Raw genomic sequence first — 19,750 nt, 5'->3', positions numbered from 1 at the left:
TACAAAAACGGTAGCGGTAATAAATTAATGGATAAATAATTTTACAAATATACCGCTAATACAAATTACTTATTAGCTATATAGATTTTAGTGCAAAAATATTATGATTTGGAGCTAAAAGGTAAACAGTTCAATTTAATATTGAAATATTTACATAATTTACTATTTATGTTTTATTAAACTGTAATTTTTTGAAAAAATATTAGAAACATCACTTTTAAACAATAAATTTGTGAGGTTTTGCTTATGGAAATAATGATATTTGTTATTTCTGTAAACTAAATAACTACTATTAACCAACTTTACTAAAATACAATCTTTACCAGCATGAAAAGAATTGCAGTATTTACTTCAGGAGGTGATGCACCGGGTATGAACGCTTCGATTAGAGCAGTCGTTAGAGGAGGGCTACATCATGGAGTCGAAATTTTTGGAATAATTCGTGGATATAACGGAATGATTAAGGGAGACATTATTCCGCTTAATTCTCAATCTGTAAGTAATATTATTCAGCGTGGTGGAACGATTTTGAAATCTGCGAGAAGTAAAGAGTTTATGACTCCAGAAGGTAGAAAAAAAGGCTACGAACAGTTGAAATCACATGGCATTGAAGGTTTAGTAGCTATTGGAGGAAACGGAACTTTTACGGGTGCTGAAATTTTCTTTAATGAATTCCAAATTCCAACAGTTGGTGTACCAGGAACCATAGATAACGACCTTTTCGGAACAGATTTTACAGTAGGTTATGATACAGCGGTAAATACAGCCTTAGATGCAATTGATAAAATCAGAGATACGGCAGATTCGCATGATAGAGTATTCTTTATTGAAGTAATGGGACGTGACTCTGGCTATATTGCTATTCAGTCGGGTATTTCGGGTGGTGCAGAATCAATCTTAATTCCTGAAGAAAGACAAACTGTTGAAGATGTAGTTGAAACATTGAAAGCAGGCTTTAATAAGAAAAAAACATCATCAATCGTCATAGTAGCAGAAGGAGACGAAGAAGGTAATGCCGCAGTTATTGCAGACCGAATCAAGAAAACAATTGATATTCCTGTTGATATTCGTGTAACAAACCTTGGTCATATCCAAAGAGGAGGAAGCCCAAGTGCTGCTGACAGAATCTTGGCTAGTCGTTTAGGATTGGGTGCTTTAGAAGGGCTTTTAGCAGGTCATAAAAACGAAATGGCAGGTATCGTAAACGACCAATTAGTCTATACAGCTTTCCATGATACTATCACGATGAAGAAAGTTATCAATACAGATTTATTAAGACTTGCTGGGATTTTGAGTAAGTAGTCTTCTTAGTTACCAATTAATATTTCAAGACAAATAAAAAGGGCTGAATTTTCAGCCCTTTTTATTTATATAAATGTTTGATTTATTTTTTACTAATCTTCATAGACTGTTTATTGTTATCGTTTTGCAGGATCAAGATGTACTGACCTGATGAGTGTTCTGAGATGTCAATACTGTCATGTTGTTTTCCAATACCTTTAACTAATTTCCTAAGTAATATTTTACCTTGAATATCAATTACAAGGAGTTCAATAGGTTGTAAATTCGTTGAAGTAAACTCAACGCTAAAGTTGCCATCAGTTGGATTAGGGAATACCTTCAATGAGAATGGATTAGAAATAGCCGATGGTTCATTCCCTGTGACCAAATTCACAACTACTGAATCTGAGAGAGAAGAACATCCATTGGCTGTAACCATTACACTATAAATCCCAGCTGTAGAGGCAGTGAAACTATTATAAATTGCTCCTGTAATTGATATTTTATCTTTATTCCATTGATAAGAGTAAGTAGGGTCGTTTAATACCGATAGAGTTACCTGAGCATTAGCTAATATATCAGTAGAACCGCTTTTGCTAATAGTGGCTTTAGGTAACTTTATTTCTGTGATTGAATGTATTGCAGAAGTATCAATACACCCTTTAGCATCTTTGGTAATCACCGAATAAGAACCTGCTTTTGAAACAGCAATAGTATTAGTTTTATCAGCTATGGCTATACCATCTTTTTCCCATTCGTAAGTATATGGAGCTTGCCCACCTTTAACAACGGTACTTAGTATTTTAGAACTACCTTCGCACAAGCTTTTATCGCCTGAGACGTCTATTATTGGTAAAGAATTTTCAGTGATGATATAAGGTAATAATGTAGTGGTACATCCTTTATCATTTTTTAATACTACCGAATATTGACCAGCTTTATTGACGGATAATGTTTTAGAATTACTGCCAATCATATTTATTCCTTTAAACCACTGAAAACTGGTAGCGTCGGTATTATTGACAGAAATTGAAGTAGATTGTCCAGCACAAAAATTATTATTACCGATAATTTCACCAATAGGTAATGGATTTTCATCAACAGTAAATATTTCAGAAGTATTTGTACATCCTATATTATTTTTCAGGACAATCGTATATTTTCCTCTTTTACTAGCAATTATAGTTTTATTATTTGAACCTATAATATTTTCTCCTTCTAACCATTGATAGCTCAAAGTATTGTTTGTAGTGGCAGTAAGAGAGGTACTACCTCCAGCACAGAAATAATTCGTACCAGAAATACTTCCTGTAGGTAAAGCCAAAATCGTTATTTCAACAGAATCTTTTGATGTAAGCTTCGGAGCACTTGAACCGATTTTCAACCAATACTTTCCACTTAGAATACTTGAACTTGCTACAAAAGATGAAAAGCTTTTCTGATTAACTAGCGTAAAACTATAAGTTGTTTTTGTAGCAGAAGTTAGTATAGCCGATAATACATTATTTTCATTGAAAGAACCTTCTATCGTTGAAAGTACTTTAATGCTATCTCCTAAACAGATTTCATTTTTGGCTACTCTATTGGTTAAAAGATTGGGAATCACAATAAGGTTAAATGATGCTTCTGTACTGGCACATCCATCATCATAACAACTTGCATAATAAGTAGTACTACTTTTGGGCGAAACCTTAATCTGTGTATTTCCATTAATCAGTTTATTGTCAACTTGTTCTTCTGCATTTTTCCAATTCCAAACAACATTACTACATCCTTTTGCCTCTAAACTCAAAGTTTCTCCATATAATATACTTTTTGCTTTACTTTCTATCAATGGTTTTGAGATTTCTTTACAAGGATCAAATCGGACTAATCCATTCGTATTATTAAGCCATACTTTACCTAAATTATCAATAATCATTTCATTAGCGTAAATATTGGGTATTGCTATTAACTCTTGCCAAGCATTATTTTTAAGTCTAATTAACTTGTTATTCTCCCCTGTGAAATATTGATAAGTGTGGGCGTAGAGTGTGTTTTGTGAGTCAAAATTAAAAATATCAATATAGTCTTCCCAAGGATTATTTAAGGTATAGGTAGTCCAATTAATGCCGTCATACTTACTAATACCATCTTTATTCAATGCCCATAAATGCCCATTTTTATCTATTTTTAATTTACTAATATTCTGAGTAAAGGTTTCATTAGGGAAAAACTTTGTTGTTTGTGTTTTAAAATTATACTCTTTTAATTCATTCTTTTGTGTAGCGTTATTGTAATAATAAAGCCAAATGGATGAACTGTTTGCCTCCATTTTATCAAAACTATATTTATCGTCAAAAGTGAAAAAAACTTCTGCTTTCCCATTCACAATTCTTCCTATTTTTTTTCCATCACTTATAAAGTTATTATTGGCATTATAATATCTGATAATATTAATAGCATTATCAAGTGTAAATTCTTTTGAAGAAAGTAATTCCATTGATTTTGAATCAAATACCCTATCTGCAAATACTATTTGACCACCTGTTCCATATTTAGCTATTCTCATAATTACATGTACATTTCCCAATGAATCCACATCCATTGCATCTATGAAATTACCAATTACTCCATTTGTTTTTTGGTGTGTAAATACTTCAGCTTTTAAACTATCTGCTTTGATTTTTACTAATCCAGCTTCGGAATATTTAAAAACATTATTGCTTGATGGAAGAATATTGGAAAATACTGAACCCATATTGGGAAGATTGTCATAAGTGTAAATTTTTAACTGGTTTAAAGCAGTGTCATTACTTGTTGTGAATGTTCTTATTGAGCTTTTAAAAACCCCATCTGGTAATTCATTCAAATTATCAATATTCGGATAAAGGGTTTCTAATTTAATGTAATATTGGGTGTTGGGCTGCAGGTTTTCTAGTGATACAGTTTTTTGAAAAGAATTATATTCTCCTTGCTTAAAAGATTTTTCAACGATTGGATTACTTAAGTCTTGGTTTTTAGAGACCCTTAACTTAGTATCATATACCAAACCATTAGTAGAAAAAGTAAATGGAAAAGATAAAGGCATATTATTAATACTACCAAATGGGAAACCTATATTATATTCACCTGCTACGAAAATTACCTTTCTGGGTTCAGACCAACTACTTGCTGAACTATCATTGATAGCTCTTACACGCCATGCAAATATTCTATTTCCTAAATATTCTTCGCTTGGTTTTAATGAATACCCATTTTTGGTAGCAGCGAAAATGATGGTTTTGTTAGAATACCAATCAATTTCAGGATAAGTTGAAAGACTTAATTCATATTTTTTTGCTCCTTCCACTGGTTCAAACAAAAAGGTAATCTCCTGATTTGGTGAAATACTTTGTGCATTGTTTTTAGGTGAGAGGAGTATGGGAGTAGTTAGGATATTATTAGGAATATAGACTGTAATCACGTTCGACCAAGCCGAATTACTCAGTCTATTTTTTGCTTTTACTCTGATATAATAAGTATTGTTCTTTTTGAAATTATTATAATATATTTCAGGAAGAGAAGTAGTATCTGTGGCAAGAATTTTAGTGAAATCCGCCGACTGTGAAATTTCATATTGATAGCTTTCGGCAAAAACTACTGGATTGAACACTAAGTAAGGCTTTCCATCTTGAATACTTGTGAGTTTCGGCGGAGTATTGCTAATGTCTGTAATTTTAGGGAATCTGCTTTTGGCGTGTTCATACATTAAAGCTTGACAAAGTGGGTGAAAAGTAAAAACATCTCTACAATAACTCATAATTGTGCCTCTGCTACGTTCCATTGCCAATGGTTTGTTGCAACCCCCTTCATCTGCTGAACAATAATCAATCATGCCACCTGGCCAAGAACAATCATGTGTATGTGGTGAACCAAAAGTATGTCCAATTTCATGTGCAATCGTTACTGGTGTACTTAAAGGAGCTAAACAATAGCCAAAGTAAGAAGCTATCCCTCCTGCACCAGATACAGACTTGGTAAATAAATAAACAACTTTATCAAAGCTTGCTTCTTTGAATGGACTATTGACTTTGCTTGTTTCCAAGGTGGACAGCAAGCTATAAATATTGGTAACACCTCTATATGGGTCTGTTTTAGAATCTTTTCTGATATTAATTAAAGTAACGACCAATTGTGTTTGAATCTCTGCTTCATAAACTTTAGAAACTTTTTCAATGACTTTTATTACTTCATGCTTGACATAGTTACTGTCTTTGCCAAAAGTTTCATAAGTATCAGAATCTATTTCAACCGCAATTCTACAAACATAAAACTCCTCCGCAGATTTTCGGGCTTGTCTTTGTTGTAGCCATAAAGGAGACCTTTGCATTGCTTTGATAATACTATCAGGTAAAACACTGTCATTCACACCGCAAGAAATGTTAGGGTTTTGTGCAAAACTTATTTGGTGTAGTACCAGTAATAATAAAAGGAAACTTTTTTTCATGGGAATTTTTTATATTTTGTAGGATTTGGTACTTTTCTATAAAATTAATCTTTGATAAAATGAATAACAATTTTATCAAAGGATGATTTGTAGTAATTTAAAAACCTAATTGTTCCGACTGCTCCAAACACATTTCCAACATCATAAGGATTAGCTAAATAAAATTTGTGAATGAACTAAGCTTGCTATAAATTTGATTAGATAATAAAAAATGCAAAAATGAAACCTTGTCTCAAAACCTTAGTAATCATTCTAATTTCTATCATAAACTTTAAAGGCATTGCTCAAAAACGAGACGTATTTAAACCCAAAGAAGTTTACAAATCCAAGGATTTAATTATCACTCAAATTGCTAAGAATTCTTTTGAGCATACCTCATTTAAACAAACCAATGATTTTGGCTATGTTCCTTGTAATGGGCTGATTGTCAGAAATAGTCATGAAGTAGTGGTTTTCGATACTCCAACCAATGACAAAAATGCAGAAGAGTTAATCAAATGGATTAAAGGAACGCTTCATTGTAAAATAAATGCCATTATTCCAACCCATTTCCATGATGATTGTCTGGGTGGTTTAAAGGCATTTGATGATAATGATATTCCTTCGTATGCCTATTTCAAAACTATTGAATTGGCCAAAGAAAATAACTATGTTGTTCCCAAAAATAGTTTCAAGGATTCTCTTATTTTAAAAGTTGTCAAGGAGCATATTGTTACAAAGTTTTTCGGAGAAGGACATACAAAAGATAATGTAGTAGGTTATTATCCGAGCGAAAATATTTTGTTTGGAGGATGTTTAATTAAAGAATTAGAGGCGGGCAAAGGTTATTTAGGTGATGCAACTATTGCAGACTGGTCAAGTACCGTTGAAAAAGTTAAAAAGGCATATCCAAATGTAAAAATCGTTGTTCCCGGACACGGAGAATATGGGAACAAAAAATTACTTGATTATACCATTAAATTATTCAAACCTTAGCAATACCCCAAAACCTTATAAACACAATATCCCAATATCTCATGGATTAAATGATAGCCTTCATAATAAGCACCTTCGCTGGGTACAATCAGGCTACTAAAAGTGAAAATTCTTGCTTTTGACTTGAAGGCTGTGCTAAAAGGTGTAACTGTCAATCCTGCTTTTTCAAAACAGCCTAACGAGCGCCTCATGTGAAAAGCTGAGGTAAATAATAGATATTTGTTGCCTAGTTCAGGCTTTTTACGCAATATTTCAGCCGTATAGGTGGCATTTTCTCGGGTATTTCTAGCTTTGGTTTCTAAGATAAGGTCTGATTTTTTTACGCCAAGTTCTTCTAATAATTGTGCAGTTTTTAGGTTTTCATCCGAAAAATCGCTTCTGATGATGGTTAAATCAGTATTACCTCCCGTTATAAGTATTTTCTTGATTTTGCCTTGTTTATATAAACAGAGAGGTTGGATAAATCTATCAGCCGTTTTATCGACAAAAATCTGCTGACTCGTGCCTGCTTTATTGCTAATCATTCCGCCCGTTAGAATAATACCTACATCATAAGGCTCAACAATCGTTTCAGGAGAAGTTGCAGGAATTTCCCAAAGGATAAAACCTTCGTTTACGATAAAGTCGTTACCAAATACAAAAATCATTACTAACGTACTAATTAATAATTGCTTTTTACGTTGAGGATTTTTGGTGAATATTGCCCAAACTAATACAATGATGGTGAGAGAAAGAGGCATTAGTACGTAAAAAAGTACTTTAGAAAGAAAGTAAAACATATTGAAAGAAAGGTATGTCTGTTTAAGAATAAAAATCGTTAATAAACTTTAGTAAACTAAGGTGAAATGTGGGTAATAATGAAATTAGCTCAGAATCGTTTACAAAACTACTAAATACTTTTTCTTAATGCTTTACTAGCGTAACTTTGAGAAAAAATAACATTCTTCAGGCTCTTACAATTTAAAAACATAGCAACAACAGTTAAACTAATGAAAAGAATATTTCAAATTTTACTCCTACTAAGTATTACTGGTTTTTCTAATCAGCTTTTAGCCCAGACAAGTGAAGGTTTTTCTATCAAAGGAAAAATAAAAGGTATTAAAGATACCACTGTTTTTTTAGCACATTATTTTGGTTATAATCAACAAGTAATAAAAGATACTGCCAAGGTTGATTCAGAAGGTAATTTCCTTTTTAAAGGAGACAAAAAATTACCCGAAGGACTATATTTGGTTTCGTTACCCAAGGGTAAGTATTTCGATATCATCATTGGTAACCAAGAGTTTGCATTTGAAACGGATACAGTTAACCTAATCCGTAAAATGAAAATAACAGGGTCTAAAGAAAATGAAGTCTTCTTTAAGTTTCAACAGGAAATGTCTGACCGCTTTGATGAGATGAAAGCCTTGGAAGCTGAAAGTAAAAAAGGAAAATCGGCAACTGTTGATGCTAAAATAAAGAAAGTACAAGCCAGTACCACTCAATTTCAAAAAGATTGGTTAAAAGCTAATGAAAATCTATTTGCTGGAAAATTGATTAAATCATCACAAGAGCCAGAAATTCCAACCTATCCGAAGCCTCTTCAAACTAAGGCAGATACCGCTGCGATGTATCAGTATCAATTTCAATATTATAAAGCTCATTTTTGGGATAATGTTGATTTGAAAGATGATAGAATGATGCGTACACCATTTTTACAAAAGAAATTGGAACGTTATTTTGACGATTTGACTGTTCAAGTATCCGATTCTATTGCTAAAGAGGCTGATTTTGTATTGGCAAGAGCTACTTCTAGAGATGTAAGAAGATATACAATTTATAAAATCTCTAGTCAGTATGAAAACCCAAAAATCTTAGGGACAGATGGTGCATTTGTACACATGGCAGAGAAATATTATATCGGCGAACCATCATTATGGGACACTTCTACTGTAAGAAGAATGAAAGAAAGAGTGGCAATATTGAAACCCCTTTTGATAGGCAAAAAATTGCCAGATATGTACCTTACTGACACTTTGGGAAGAGAAATTGATATTCCACGTATACCTGCTGATTATACTGTTTTGTTTATTTATGACCCTGAATGTAGCCATTGTCGCGAGTCTGCTCCGAAATTGAAAAAAGCCTATCAAACTTTAAAAACTAAAAATGTAAAAGTAGTAGCGGCTTCAATCGACAGAACGCCTTTAAAATGGAAAGGATTTATCAAAGAATTTAAGCTAGAAGAATTAATTAATGGGATAGATATTCATAAAAATGCCCTAACAGGGAAAGAAGAGTATTATACCGACTTTAAAAATAGCTTTGATGTATATGCTACGCCAGTAATTTATGTATTGGATAAAGACAAAAAGATTATTGCCAAACGTTTACCAGTAGAACAAGTAGAAGATTTTATTGATTTTACCAGAAAACAAAAGGCTTCTAAAAATATCAGATAAACAAACATGAGTCATCCCGAATTTTGAAATCATAAAAAAGCGGTCGAAAAACTAATTTCGACCGCTTTTTTATGATTGATGAACACCGAATTCCTACTGTTTGAGCGGAGCGAGTTTAGGAATTCTTGATTTTTTTGTTACTTTTTGCATCAAGGCAAAAAGTAAGGACGAGAATAAATTACAAAAACTCAAAAATCATCTAAAACTCACTATTTTTAGAGAAAATTTGGGATGACTCATGTTTTTGTTTAGCATTTAATTTACACAAAAACTTCATGATGTCGTTCTTTCTCCCAATCTTTTAAATAATCAATCAATTCGCTAAGTTCTAAACTCGCTCCAGTACCAAGATAAGCTTCATAATTGCCTACTGCTAATGCAAGAATTTGTTCTGGTAATAAATCAAGCATTAATCCTAAGCAAGCTCCTGCATTAAAATTGTCTCTGCCACCAGTCGAGATACGCTTTTGGAAAGAACTTTTACCTTTCACTTCGTAAACATGATTTTTATAAATCATCAATGCTTCTTCGTGTGCATGAACAAAAATCTGTTGAATATGATAAGTACTAATAATGTTTTTTAAAATGTCAGGTAATTCAGCGTCTGGATTATCTTGCTTCAAACCATAAATATATTTCGCCTCGCTTTCGTTCATGGCTAAGCTTACTTTGCCATAATGGGCATAACATCCCACTACATCTAGAATTTCAAGGATTTCTTCTTTTGTTCGTTTGCTAATATCAGAAAGGTCAAAGAAGAAATTTTTATGACGCATACCGAATGCATCTTCTTCTTCTTGAATTTTATTTCTAGAAAAGTATTTTGGTGATTGTCTAGTGGCCTCTGGTGACAAATTCACAACGATGTCTTCTAAGAACCCTTTCCAAATATCAGTACAATATTTGACATTTGCCCAGTTGACAAAAGCTAATAACGAACTTTCGTAAATCCCCCTGCTTAGGTTCTCCACACCTGCTACTGCTGCAACATACGACCAAGTGAGTTGTTCAAAAGTACTTTCTTCTGAAAAAATTATTTTACCATCATTAAATTCCAAGATAGTAGTTTTGGCAGGAGAAGCGATAGAGACTAATTCACAATTAGGATGCATTTCTTCAAATACACCGTTAATATCTGGATAGCCCATTGTAGCAATACAAATATTCTTGACACCTAATGCTCCTAATGAATTGGCAAGAATAGGAGCATTACCATTCATCATCATTTCTAATTGCCTAAGATTTACTTTGGTGTTTTTTCCTGAAAGAGCAGCCAATTGTGTTGCTAAATCACTAATTGTCTCAAAATAATGGTTTTGACTGCCTTCATTATTATTCACAATTTTTTGAATAGAATCAATATAAGCATCGAAGCCGACAATGGCTTTCAATGGTTTTCCAGTAGATTGATGTTTTTCTAGGGCTTTGATTAAGCTTGGTAACGTTCTTTTCAAGGTAAAATATTGGGGCGTTTAGGAAGTTTAAAAAAGATTTTAACAAAAGGTATTAAAGTAAAATTATATAATTTTAAGAAATAATTGTTTAATAAAGGCGTATTTATTCTGTTTTGCTATTGCCAAGTACCAAACTTTCCTTGTTGATAATCTGTATAGGCTTGATAAATTTCCTCTTCGGTATTCATGACAAATGGACCTTGAGCAACCATTGGTTCATTAAAAGGAACAGCATGACCAAGTAATAATACTGAATCGGTGTCGGCCACAATTTGAACACCTGTTTCATCATTCATAATTTCTACCAATTGCCTAGCTTTGATAGCCTGTCCATTTACTGTGAGCGCACCTTTTATCAAGTAAAAGAATATGTTTCTTTCTATGGCAATGTTGATGGTTAATTCAGCAGATGCTTTGAAAGTAATAGTACTTAAAAAAACGCCTGTTTTAGATTCAAAAGCACCCTCGTTTTCCCCCCATTTCCCCGAAATTAATTTTATGGCTACTTTATCATCATCCAAACTTATCGTCGGAATTTCGTCTTCTTGCAAGCCCAAATAGAAGGGACTAGTCATTTTTAATTTAGCGGGTAAGTTTAACCATAGTTGTAAGATTTCTAAATCACCACCTTGTTTCTTGAATGCGTCTGATGATACTTCTGCATGAATTAATCCACTACCAGCCGTCATCCATTGTACGCCTCCGCTATTGATGATACTTTCATGACCACTTGAATCTTTGTGCATAATATCGCCAGCGAGGATAAATGTTACTGTCTCCATCCCTCTGTGTGGATGTGGACCAAACGGTAAACCTCTGTTATTGACAGGATACTGTTGAAATCCATGATGATTCAAGAAAATAAATGGATCTACTTGGGCTAAGGTGCTAGTAGGCAAAGGCGAATAAGTGATTAAATCGGCAATAGGGCGATATGCTGCTTGATGAATTTTTTTAATGCTTCTCATGGAAAATCTTTTTTGGTTTTTGAAGAATGAATTCTTGAAAAATAGTTTCGTTTTTCAATTAACGTGATATTAATTGAAAGAGTTATCTCTTTCTAATAAAATATATACGATTGAAGGAATATTGTATCTGAAAAGAGAATTTAAGAGAAAAAAATAAAGAGAGGAGGGTGTAATAATAAGGAAATCCTTATCAAAATAATTTATAGTACTTTTAAAACCTCAATTCCCATATTGGTACTTTTATACATGGGAAACTGAGGTTTTCTTTATACGAATGTTCTAGTCCCAGAATAATTTTCTCTAAACTCTTTAGGGGTACATCCATGTTTTTTCTTGAAGATTCTATTAAAATATGAAAGATTATTATAGCCACATTTAAAGGAAATTTCTGCAATGGATTGTCGCGTATCGATAAGCAAGCGTGACGCGTGTCCTAAACGAATATCATTTAAGCTATCAATAAAGGTTTTACCAGTTCTTTTTTTGATGAATCTGCTAAAGCTCACTACAGTCATATTGACAATCTTAGCAATGTCTTCCAATGAAATTTCTTTATCATAATTATTTCTCATGTAAACAAAGGCTTTTTCAATTCTACGGCTATCATATGTAGCATTTTCATTAGCAAAAGTCAATGTCGTTAAAGTTTTCATATTTCTGGAAACTGACAAATCGTGTAGGATAGACATCAATTCCATGACAGAGCAAAAACCATTGGTTTGTGTAAGCCCTATCAGACGAGGTTTAATTGCTTGGATGGTTTCCTGAGAAAAAGAAATGCCTCTTGCCGAACGTTCCAACATAGAACGTATAAAGCTCATTTGATTCCTTTTTAAGAATTTTTCATCAAATAAATCTCGGTGAAATTGAATGGTAATTTCATTGATATTTTCAGCAATAGATTCATGCGAAAACCAGCCATGAGGTACATTAGAACCCACCAAAACTAATTCATAAGTTGAAATTATTTCGATATTATCGCCAACTACTCTTTTTGCACCATCTGCATTTTCGATAAAGTTTAGCTCAAATTCTTCATGGTAATGTAAAGGGAAGTCAAACTTACTTTTTGTTCTGGCAAAAACCATGAAACAGTCATTAGAAGTAAGCGGGGTGATTTCACGATAAATTTTAGACATTTGGATAATATGGGTTGAAAAAATCAATAGCTTTTGCAATTAAAGTATTATAAGCATAGATGATGGTTATCCTGTAAATTTGCAATTTTTTGCGGAAAATGCAACAGTTTTTGATGAAATCTATAATAATTAAGGGTTTTCCCTTTGTTTTTAGGAAGCTATGAGGATAGCCCTAAACCTAGAAAGTGAAATTTGTATTATAAAAATTCTCTTCTTTAAATAAGTCAGGATTTACATAGGTTTGAAAAAAAAACAAAATAAAATTTTACAAATTCAATTTTTATACTTTACATTTGTCTCAAACTTTAGGGGTGCCTTAAATATAACGGGCTGAGATTATACCCTCAAAACCTGAACGGCGTAATTGCTGCGTAGGAAAAAGTAAGGCAGAATTTTCTTTTCAGATTCGGTGTACAGATTTAAGCATCGTTTTCAAAATTTCACTGCTTTTCTTGGTTAGCTTAAAAAACGATAGATTGATTTTTTCATTCTGATTTGTTAATGGGTTATAATTTTTTGTGGTTGATTAGGTGTACAACTAACACTATAAAAGGTTTACTCCCCAAGCTCACTCATACACGCTTTAATTTCTCCTTGGTTTTCGCTAAAGTCCATTTGTTTTTATTTTAAATAAATACATGGAATGACTGTCATTATTAACGACCAAATCTTTGAATTTCCTGAAAACCCTCTTTTAATCGAGGTGCTCAATCAGCAAGGCATTATCGAATTGCGAGGTCTGGCCATTGCCATTAACGAAGAAGTAATTCCTCGTGATAAATGGGCGAGCATCAAGCTTAAAAGTAATGACCAATTGATGCTGATTCGGGCTACTCAAGGCGGTTGAAAATCTGGCGTTCAATATTTCAAAAGCTTATGAAAAACATGAAGAAAACAGAAAAAACTCCTCATGCTGAAACAATCAGCAGAGCCCCCTTTCCAGCTTCCAAAAAAGTTTATGTACAAGGGGAAATTCATGATATTAAAGTAGCAATGCGAGAAATTAGCTTGTCAGATACGATTGTAAATGGCAAAGTAATCTCAGTCAATGCACCCGTAACAGTATATGATACCAGTGGGCCATTTACAGACCCAGACATTGATATTGATGTAAGAAAAGGCTTGCCAAGACTAAGACAATCATGGATTTTAGAGCGTGGAGATGTTGAAGAACTTCCTTCAATTACTTCAAATTATGGACTAGAACGTTTAGCCAATCCTGCCCTTGATGCGCTAAGATTTGAATACCTTAAAAAACCTTTGAGAGCAAAAGCTGGACAGAACGTATCGCAATTGCATTATGCTAAAAAAGGCATTATTACGCCAGAAATGGAATACATTGCCATTCGTGAGAACCAGAAAATACAAGAACTTAGCACGATAGGGCATCAGCACGAAGGACATAGTTTTGGGGCAAATACCCCAAAAGGACTGATTACTCCTGAGTTTGTACGTTCGGAAGTAGCCATGGGTAGAGCGGTGATTCCTAATAATATCAATCACCCAGAAAGCGAGCCGATGATTCTTGGGCGTAATTTCTTAGTGAAAATCAATGCTAATATTGGCAATTCGGCTGTTTCATCAAACATTGAAGAAGAGGTAGAAAAAACCGTTTGGGCTTGTCGCTGGGGTGCTGATACCATCATGGATTTATCTACAGGTAAAAACATTCATGAAACCCGTGAGTGGATTATTAGAAACTCGCCTGTCCCAATTGGTACTGTACCCATTTACCAAGCCCTTGAAAAGGTAGGAGGAAAGGCAGAAGATTTGACTTGGGAAATTTTCAAAGATACCCTTATAGAACAAGCAGAACAGGGTGTTGATTATTTTACGATTCATGCTGGGGTATTGTTGAGGTATGTACCCATGACGGCAAAAAGAGTGACAGGTATCGTATCACGCGGAGGTAGCATTATGGCAAAATGGTGCTTGGCACATCATAAAGAAAACTTTCTTTATACCCATTTTGAAGAGATTTGTGAAATCATGAAGGCTTATGATGTGGCGTTTTCTTTAGGTGACGGTCTTCGTCCGGGAAGCATTGCTGATGCTAACGATGCCGCACAATTTGCAGAATTGGAGACGCTAGGAGAGCTAACTAAAATTGCTTGGAAACACGATGTCCAAACGATTATTGAAGGTCCCGGTCACGTGCCGATGCACTTGATTAAAGAAAATATGGATAAGCAATTGAAAGAATGTCATGAAGCTCCTTTCTACACGCTTGGACCATTAACAACAGATATTGCACCCGCTTACGACCATATTACTTCAGGAATCGGTGCTGCGATGATTGGCTGGTTTGGTTGTGCTATGTTGTGTTATGTAACACCTAAAGAGCATTTAGGACTGCCTAACAAAGAAGATGTAAAAGTAGGCGTAATTACGTACAAGATTGCTGCTCATGCTGCCGACCTTGCCAAAGGGCATTATGGAGCACAAATAAGGGATAATGCTTTGAGCAAAGCTCGTTTTGAATTCCGTTGGGAAGACCAATTCAACCTATCCCTTGACCCAGACACCGCTCGTGAATATCATGATGAAACGTTACCAGCAGAAGGAGCTAAAATTGCCCATTTCTGTTCGATGTGTGGTCCTAACTTCTGTTCGATGAAAATCACCCAAGAAGTACGCGACTATGCTGATAACATGGGGGTTGAAGAACAGGAGGCTTTGGCAAAAGGTATGCAAGAAAGATCAAAAATCTTTGTTGAACAAGGTTCGGAGGTATATATATAATTAATTGTGAATGAGTGATTTAGTGAATGAGTGAATTGTGATTTTAGGCAATTTGATGAGTGATTTTAATTGATTGGAATTGAAGGCATTATGAATTGGTGATTTTTCAAAGATAAAAAGATTAAATTGAGATGGAATAATTATTTAGTTTCGTAAAATTAAATATTTCTGCTGAATCAAACTTGAAAATCACTAATTCACCATTCACTAAATCACTAACTAAAGTCGACATGCAAAAAGTAATTCTTTCCAACCCTACTGATTTTGACGGTGAAATATCCATCATCGAACAATTGTTGATGGATGAATCATTGATTTTTCACCTCAGAAAACCAGGAAAGTCGCTGAAAGAGTATGAAGATTTTCTAAGACAGATTCAACCGAAATTCTATCGCAAGATTGTATTGCATTCACATTATGAGTTGATTAATAAATATAATGTGAAAGGAGTGCATTTTACAGAGACATTCAGACAAAGCATAGATGATGTAACCTTGTTCAGCTCAGTAAAAATGTTGCGCAAACATAGACTATCTGTCAGTTGTTCATTGCATACTTTGAATGCTATCGAAAATTTGAGCTTCAAGGCTGATTACGTTTTTTTAAGTCCGATTCTCAAAAGTATTTCTAAGACTGATTATGTAGGTGTTTTTACGATGGATGAATTACAGTTTTATTTTCATGTTAGGAAAAGTAACACCCCTGTGTATGCATTGGGGGGTATCAGAGAAGAAAACAGAGCGTTTTTAGAAAAGATTGGTTTTCAAGGATATGTGTTGATGGGGTCGGTGTGGGAGAAGTATTTTCAAGCAGAAAATTAAATGAATGATAGACCTTTTGTATTGAGCATTGCAGGATTTGACCCAAGTGCTGGGGCAGGAATTTTGGCAGATATTAAAACATTAGAACAACATCAAGTTTATGGATTAGGCGTTTGTTCTGCTATTACTTTTCAAAACGATAATTATTTTGAAAGCGTTAGTTGGCTCGACAATCAGACTATTATCCATCAGGCAAAATTGCTTTTTGATAAATATCCTATCGCCTTTGTTAAGATTGGCTTAGTACAAAGTTTGAAAGATTTAGATGAAATCATCAACACTTTGTTGTCGTGGAATTCAACAATAAAAATTGTTTGGGACCCAATCTTAAAAGCCAGTGCAGGGTTTGATTTTCATGAAGATATCAATCAAATACTATTAGAAAAAATTCTTAAAAAGATTTATCTCATTACTCCCAACTTGCCCGAGCTTCAGTTATTGGTAGTAGGAGGGTCTTCAGTTGAGCAAAAAGCCTTTGGGCTGAGCAAGTTTTGTAATGTTTATTTAAAAGGAGGGCATTCAGACAATGAAATATGTATGGATATCCTATTTACAGGAATCAATACAGTTTCTTTTACCGCTGAAAGAATTCCTAATGGTGAAAAGCACGGTTCCGGCTGTGTGCTTTCTTCGGCAATTACTGCTAATCTTTCAAAAGGTTTAAGCCTTGAAGAAACCTGCGAAAATGCTAAACATTATATGAATCAATTTTTAAAGAGTAATCCAAGTTTATTGGGTTATCATTTTCAATCATGACGATTTCTAAATTACACTATATCACCCAAGATTTACCTCATATTTCGCATTGGGAACAAGCTCATTTAGCTTGTGAGAGCGGTGCCGATTGGGTGCAACTCAGGGTAAAAAATCAAGATTTTGAGGCTTGGAAACAAACTGCTTTACAAACTCAGGAGGTATGTAAAGCTTTTGGTGCTACGTTGATTATTAATGACAATGTCCAAATAGCAAAAGAAATACAAGCTGATGGTGTGCATTTGGGAAAAACAGATGCTTCGCCGATAGTAGCAAGAGAAATTTTAGGAGATAGCTTTATCATTGGAGGAACAGCCAATACTTTGGAAGACCTAGCTTTTTTGCATCAGGCTAAAGTAAACTATATTGGCTTAGGCCCCTTCAGATTTACTAAAACCAAAAAGAACCTGAGTCCGATTTTGGGTTTAGAAAAATACCAAAGTCTTTTGGCATCGTGCAAAGCCTCTGGCCATCATTTGCCCATCGTAGGTATTGGTGGTGTACAACTGGCAGATGTTGAAGATATACTTTTGGCAGGCTTGCATGGCATTGCGGTTTCTTCGGTGATTAATTTGGCTGATAATCCATCAGCAGTAGCAAACAATTTTATAAAGGCTTTAACTGAACAGCTATATGTTAACAATCGCGAATAAAGAATTTTCATCCCGACTTTTTACAGGTACTGGGAAATTCTCCTCACTAGGTTTAATGGAAGAAAGTCTATTAGAATCAGGGTCAGAATTGGTGACGGTTGCTTTGAAAAGGGTACATTTAGCCAAGCAATCAGATGATATTTTGAGTTATTTGCATAACCCACAGTTTAATTTATTACCTAATACTTCTGGTGTTCGGAATGCTAAAGAGGCTGTTTTTGTAGCACAATTAGCCAGAGAAGCTTTGGAAACAAATTGGCTAAAATTAGAAATACATCCCGACCCCAAATACCTTTTGCCTGATGCAATTGAAACCTTGAAAGCCGCGGAAGAACTGGTAAAAATGGGGTTTGTAGTATTGCCTTATATTCATGCAGACCCTGTGTTATGCAAGCGTTTGGAGGAAGTAGGGGTAGCGGCAGTGATGCCTTTAGGCTCGCCGATTGGTACCAATAAAGGATTGAAAACGATTGATTTTTTGGAGATTATTATTGAGCAAAGTAACGTGCCTGTGGTGGTAGATGCTGGAATTGGCTCACCGTCCGACGCTGCAAAAGCAATGGAGATTGGAGCTGATGCAGTATTGGTGAATACAGCAATAGCGGTTTCTGAAAACCCTGTAATGATGGCAAGGGCTTTTAGAATGGCAGTTGAAGCAGGTAGAATGGCATATGAAGCTAGGCTCGCCCCAAAAACAAATAATGCTGTGGCCAGTAGCCCTTTGACTGGGTTTCTTAAATAATTAGTGAATGAGTGAATTGTGAATTAGTGAGTTGTGAGTTAGTGAGTAGTTTTTTTCTTCAGCATCTAGAAAAGTATTTTTGAAGAACTAGAATTAACAATATAACTTTTCTTTAATCACTAATTCACAATTCACTAACTCACAATTCATTCACTAACTAGATATGCATTCCTTTCAACATCTTTTTCAGCAATATCAGTGGGCAGAAGTTCAGCAGAGTATTCTTGCTAAAACGGCTGATGATGTGCGTCGTGCTTTGAATACTTCCCGCAGAACTTTAGAAGATTTCAAGGCTTTGATTTCTCCTGCTGCCATGCCTTTTTTAGAATCAATGGCTAGGGCTAGTCAGCAATTGACCCAAAAACGCTTTGGAAAAACCATCCAAATGTATGTCCCGTTGTATCTTTCCAATGAATGTCAGAATATTTGTACCTATTGTGGTTTTAGTTTTGATAATAAAATCAAACGTAAAACATTGACAGACAAAGAGATTATGGCGGAAGTGGAAGTGCTAAAAGCCATGAATTATGAGCATGTGTTGTTGGTGACAGGCGAGGCAAATCAAACGGTAGGGGTGAGCTATTTGAAAAATGTTATCAAATTAATTCGCCCATATTTCTCGCATATTTCGATGGAAGTACAACCTTTGGATGAAACAGATTATACCGAACTGATTGCCGAAGGCCTCAATACCGTCTTAGTTTATCAAGAAACCTATCATCAAGAAGACTATAAAATTCATCATCCTAAAGGAAAAAAATCTAATTTTGAATACAGAATACAAACGCCCGACCGTTTGGGCAAAGCTGGTATTCATAAAATGGGATTAGGAGTATTGATTGGTTTAGAAGACTGGCGTACAGATTCTTTCTTTACGGCATTACACCTTGATTACCTTGAAAAGCAATATTGGCAAACTAAATATTCTATTTCCTTTCCAAGATTAAGACCTTTTTCAGGTGGACTTGAACCAAAAGTTGTCATGTCGGATGCTGAGTTGGTACAATTGATTTGTGCTTACAGGATTTTTAAAGAAGAGGTAGAACTTTCAATTTCGACAAGAGAGAACGAAATTTTTAGAAATAACATTATTAAATTGGGTATTACTGCCATGAGTGCTGGGTCAAAGACAAATCCTGGGGGATACGTTGTTGAACCAGAATCGTTAGAGCAATTTGAAATTAGTGATGAGAGAAGTCCAGCAGTAATTGCTAAAATGATTGAACAACAAGGCTATGAGCCTGTTTGGAAAGATTGGGATGTGGGTTTACATTTAGTGAGTTAAGTAGTTGTTAGTTAGTGAGTTGCGAGTT

The 19,750-nt window shown here is 34.5% G+C and carries 15 protein-coding genes and 1 riboswitch; of the genes, 10 read left to right on the top strand and 5 right to left on the bottom strand.

Features of this window, described 5'->3' with window-relative positions; genetic code table 11:
* Nucleotides 1–327 precede the first annotated feature (327 nt).
* Nucleotides 328–1,302, top strand: a complete 975-nt coding sequence (gene pfkA, locus J2Y60_RS15970) for a 6-phosphofructokinase (RefSeq protein WP_309919927.1) — start codon at nucleotides 328–330, stop codon at nucleotides 1,300–1,302.
* A gap of 82 nt (nucleotides 1,303–1,384) precedes the next feature.
* On the opposite strand, the gene J2Y60_RS15965 is transcribed toward pfkA, so the two are convergent.
* Nucleotides 1,385–5,749: a M12 family metallo-peptidase gene (locus J2Y60_RS15965; protein WP_309919925.1), complete on the bottom strand. Its 4,365-nt coding sequence runs from the start codon at nucleotides 5,747–5,749 to the stop codon at nucleotides 1,385–1,387.
* Between the two features lie 219 nt (nucleotides 5,750–5,968).
* Here J2Y60_RS15965 and bla point away from each other — a divergent pair, with 219 nt between their 5' ends.
* The gene (gene bla, locus J2Y60_RS15960; protein ID WP_309919923.1) at nucleotides 5,969–6,724 is read left to right on the top strand and encodes a subclass B1 metallo-beta-lactamase; all 756 of its coding nucleotides are present in this window, start codon (nucleotides 5,969–5,971) and stop codon (nucleotides 6,722–6,724) included.
* On the opposite strand, the gene J2Y60_RS15955 is transcribed toward bla, so the two are convergent.
* Complete coding sequence (locus J2Y60_RS15955; RefSeq protein WP_309919921.1) at nucleotides 6,721–7,503, bottom strand: YdcF family protein; 783 nt, start codon at nucleotides 7,501–7,503, stop codon at nucleotides 6,721–6,723. The two genes, bla and J2Y60_RS15955, sit on opposite strands and share 4 nt — an antisense overlap.
* 210 nt (nucleotides 7,504–7,713) lie before the next feature.
* Here J2Y60_RS15955 and J2Y60_RS15950 point away from each other — a divergent pair, with 210 nt between their 5' ends.
* Nucleotides 7,714–9,165 (top strand): DUF4369 domain-containing protein, encoded by a 1,452-nt coding sequence (locus J2Y60_RS15950; protein WP_309919920.1) that lies wholly within the window; start codon nucleotides 7,714–7,716, stop codon nucleotides 9,163–9,165.
* A gap of 260 nt (nucleotides 9,166–9,425) precedes the next feature.
* Here the strand turns inward: J2Y60_RS15950 and J2Y60_RS15945 are convergent, their stop codons facing one another.
* The 3 genes from J2Y60_RS15945 to J2Y60_RS15935 form a co-directional block, all read right to left on the bottom strand.
* Complete coding sequence (locus J2Y60_RS15945; RefSeq protein WP_309919918.1) at nucleotides 9,426–10,619, bottom strand: hypothetical protein; 1,194 nt, start codon at nucleotides 10,617–10,619, stop codon at nucleotides 9,426–9,428.
* Nucleotides 10,620–10,735: 116 nt separating this feature from the next.
* Nucleotides 10,736–11,587: a pirin family protein gene (locus tag J2Y60_RS15940; RefSeq protein ID WP_309919916.1), complete on the bottom strand. Its 852-nt coding sequence runs from the start codon at nucleotides 11,585–11,587 to the stop codon at nucleotides 10,736–10,738.
* Nucleotides 11,588–11,853: 266 nt separating this feature from the next.
* On the bottom strand, nucleotides 11,854–12,726 hold the full coding sequence (locus J2Y60_RS15935) for an AraC family transcriptional regulator (protein ID WP_309919914.1): 873 nt from the start codon (nucleotides 12,724–12,726) through the stop codon (nucleotides 11,854–11,856).
* Nucleotides 12,727–13,023: 297 nt separating this feature from the next.
* Nucleotides 13,024–13,121, top strand: a riboswitch (TPP riboswitch).
* A 248-nt stretch (nucleotides 13,122–13,369) separates the two neighbouring features.
* Here J2Y60_RS15935 and thiS point away from each other — a divergent pair.
* The 7 genes from thiS to thiH all read left to right on the top strand — a co-directional run bounded on the left by thiS (nucleotide 13,370) and on the right by thiH (nucleotide 19,722).
* Nucleotides 13,370–13,573 (top strand): sulfur carrier protein ThiS, encoded by a 204-nt coding sequence (gene thiS, locus J2Y60_RS15930; protein ID WP_309919911.1) that lies wholly within the window; start codon nucleotides 13,370–13,372, stop codon nucleotides 13,571–13,573.
* Nucleotides 13,574–13,611: 38 nt separating this feature from the next.
* On the top strand, nucleotides 13,612–15,468 hold the full coding sequence (gene thiC, locus J2Y60_RS15925) for a phosphomethylpyrimidine synthase ThiC (protein WP_309919909.1): 1,857 nt from the start codon (nucleotides 13,612–13,614) through the stop codon (nucleotides 15,466–15,468).
* Between the two features lie 230 nt (nucleotides 15,469–15,698).
* Entirely contained in the window at nucleotides 15,699–16,289 is a 591-nt protein-coding gene (locus J2Y60_RS15920) for a thiamine phosphate synthase (RefSeq protein ID WP_309919907.1), read from the top strand.
* Nucleotides 16,290–17,045 (top strand): hydroxymethylpyrimidine/phosphomethylpyrimidine kinase, encoded by a 756-nt coding sequence (locus J2Y60_RS15915; protein ID WP_309919905.1) that lies wholly within the window; start codon nucleotides 16,290–16,292, stop codon nucleotides 17,043–17,045.
* On the top strand, nucleotides 17,042–17,695 hold the full coding sequence (locus J2Y60_RS15910; RefSeq protein ID WP_309919903.1) for a thiamine phosphate synthase: 654 nt from the start codon (nucleotides 17,042–17,044) through the stop codon (nucleotides 17,693–17,695). Before J2Y60_RS15915 ends, J2Y60_RS15910 begins: the two co-directional genes overlap by 4 nt.
* The gene (locus tag J2Y60_RS15905; protein WP_309919901.1) at nucleotides 17,676–18,437 is read left to right on the top strand and encodes a thiazole synthase; all 762 of its coding nucleotides are present in this window, start codon (nucleotides 17,676–17,678) and stop codon (nucleotides 18,435–18,437) included. The genes J2Y60_RS15910 and J2Y60_RS15905 overlap by 20 nt, the downstream gene beginning before the upstream one ends.
* Before the next feature lie 163 nt (nucleotides 18,438–18,600).
* Nucleotides 18,601–19,722, top strand: a complete 1,122-nt coding sequence (gene thiH, locus J2Y60_RS15900) for a 2-iminoacetate synthase ThiH (protein WP_309919899.1) — start codon at nucleotides 18,601–18,603, stop codon at nucleotides 19,720–19,722.
* The last annotated feature ends 28 nt before the right edge of the window (nucleotides 19,723–19,750 follow it).

It is taken from the genome of Arcicella sp. BE140, assembly GCF_031456255.1.
GTDB classification, from domain to species: domain Bacteria; phylum Bacteroidota; class Bacteroidia; order Cytophagales; family Spirosomataceae; genus Arcicella; species Arcicella aquatica.
Note: the sequence above shows the minus strand (reverse complement) of the source record. Positions and strands in the feature narration are given on the sequence as shown.

Bases quoted from the DNA above. Each gene is read 5' to 3' on its own strand.
- J2Y60_RS15935 (WP_309919914.1), bottom strand. From the start codon at position 12,726: ATGTCTAAAATTTATCGTGAAATCACCCCGCTTACTTCTAATGACTGT.
- bla (WP_309919923.1), top strand. From the start codon at position 5,969: ATGAAACCTTGTCTCAAAACCTTAGTAATCATTCTAATTTCTATCATA.
- J2Y60_RS15905 (WP_309919901.1), top strand. From the start codon at position 17,676: ATGTTAACAATCGCGAATAAAGAATTTTCATCCCGACTTTTTACAGGT.
- J2Y60_RS15950 (WP_309919920.1), top strand. From the start codon at position 7,714: ATGAAAAGAATATTTCAAATTTTACTCCTACTAAGTATTACTGGTTTT.
- J2Y60_RS15940 (WP_309919916.1), bottom strand. From the start codon at position 11,587: ATGAGAAGCATTAAAAAAATTCATCAAGCAGCATATCGCCCTATTGCC.
- J2Y60_RS15955 (WP_309919921.1), bottom strand. From the start codon at position 7,503: ATGTTTTACTTTCTTTCTAAAGTACTTTTTTACGTACTAATGCCTCTT.
- J2Y60_RS15920 (WP_309919907.1), top strand. From the start codon at position 15,699: ATGCAAAAAGTAATTCTTTCCAACCCTACTGATTTTGACGGTGAAATA.
- J2Y60_RS15965 (WP_309919925.1), bottom strand. From the start codon at position 5,749: ATGAAAAAAAGTTTCCTTTTATTATTACTGGTACTACACCAAATAAGT.
- thiC (WP_309919909.1), top strand. From the start codon at position 13,612: ATGAAGAAAACAGAAAAAACTCCTCATGCTGAAACAATCAGCAGAGCC.
- J2Y60_RS15915 (WP_309919905.1), top strand. From the start codon at position 16,290: ATGAATGATAGACCTTTTGTATTGAGCATTGCAGGATTTGACCCAAGT.
- thiH (WP_309919899.1), top strand. From the start codon at position 18,601: ATGCATTCCTTTCAACATCTTTTTCAGCAATATCAGTGGGCAGAAGTT.
- pfkA (WP_309919927.1), top strand. From the start codon at position 328: ATGAAAAGAATTGCAGTATTTACTTCAGGAGGTGATGCACCGGGTATG.
- J2Y60_RS15910 (WP_309919903.1), top strand. From the start codon at position 17,042: ATGACGATTTCTAAATTACACTATATCACCCAAGATTTACCTCATATT.
- thiS (WP_309919911.1), top strand. From the start codon at position 13,370: ATGACTGTCATTATTAACGACCAAATCTTTGAATTTCCTGAAAACCCT.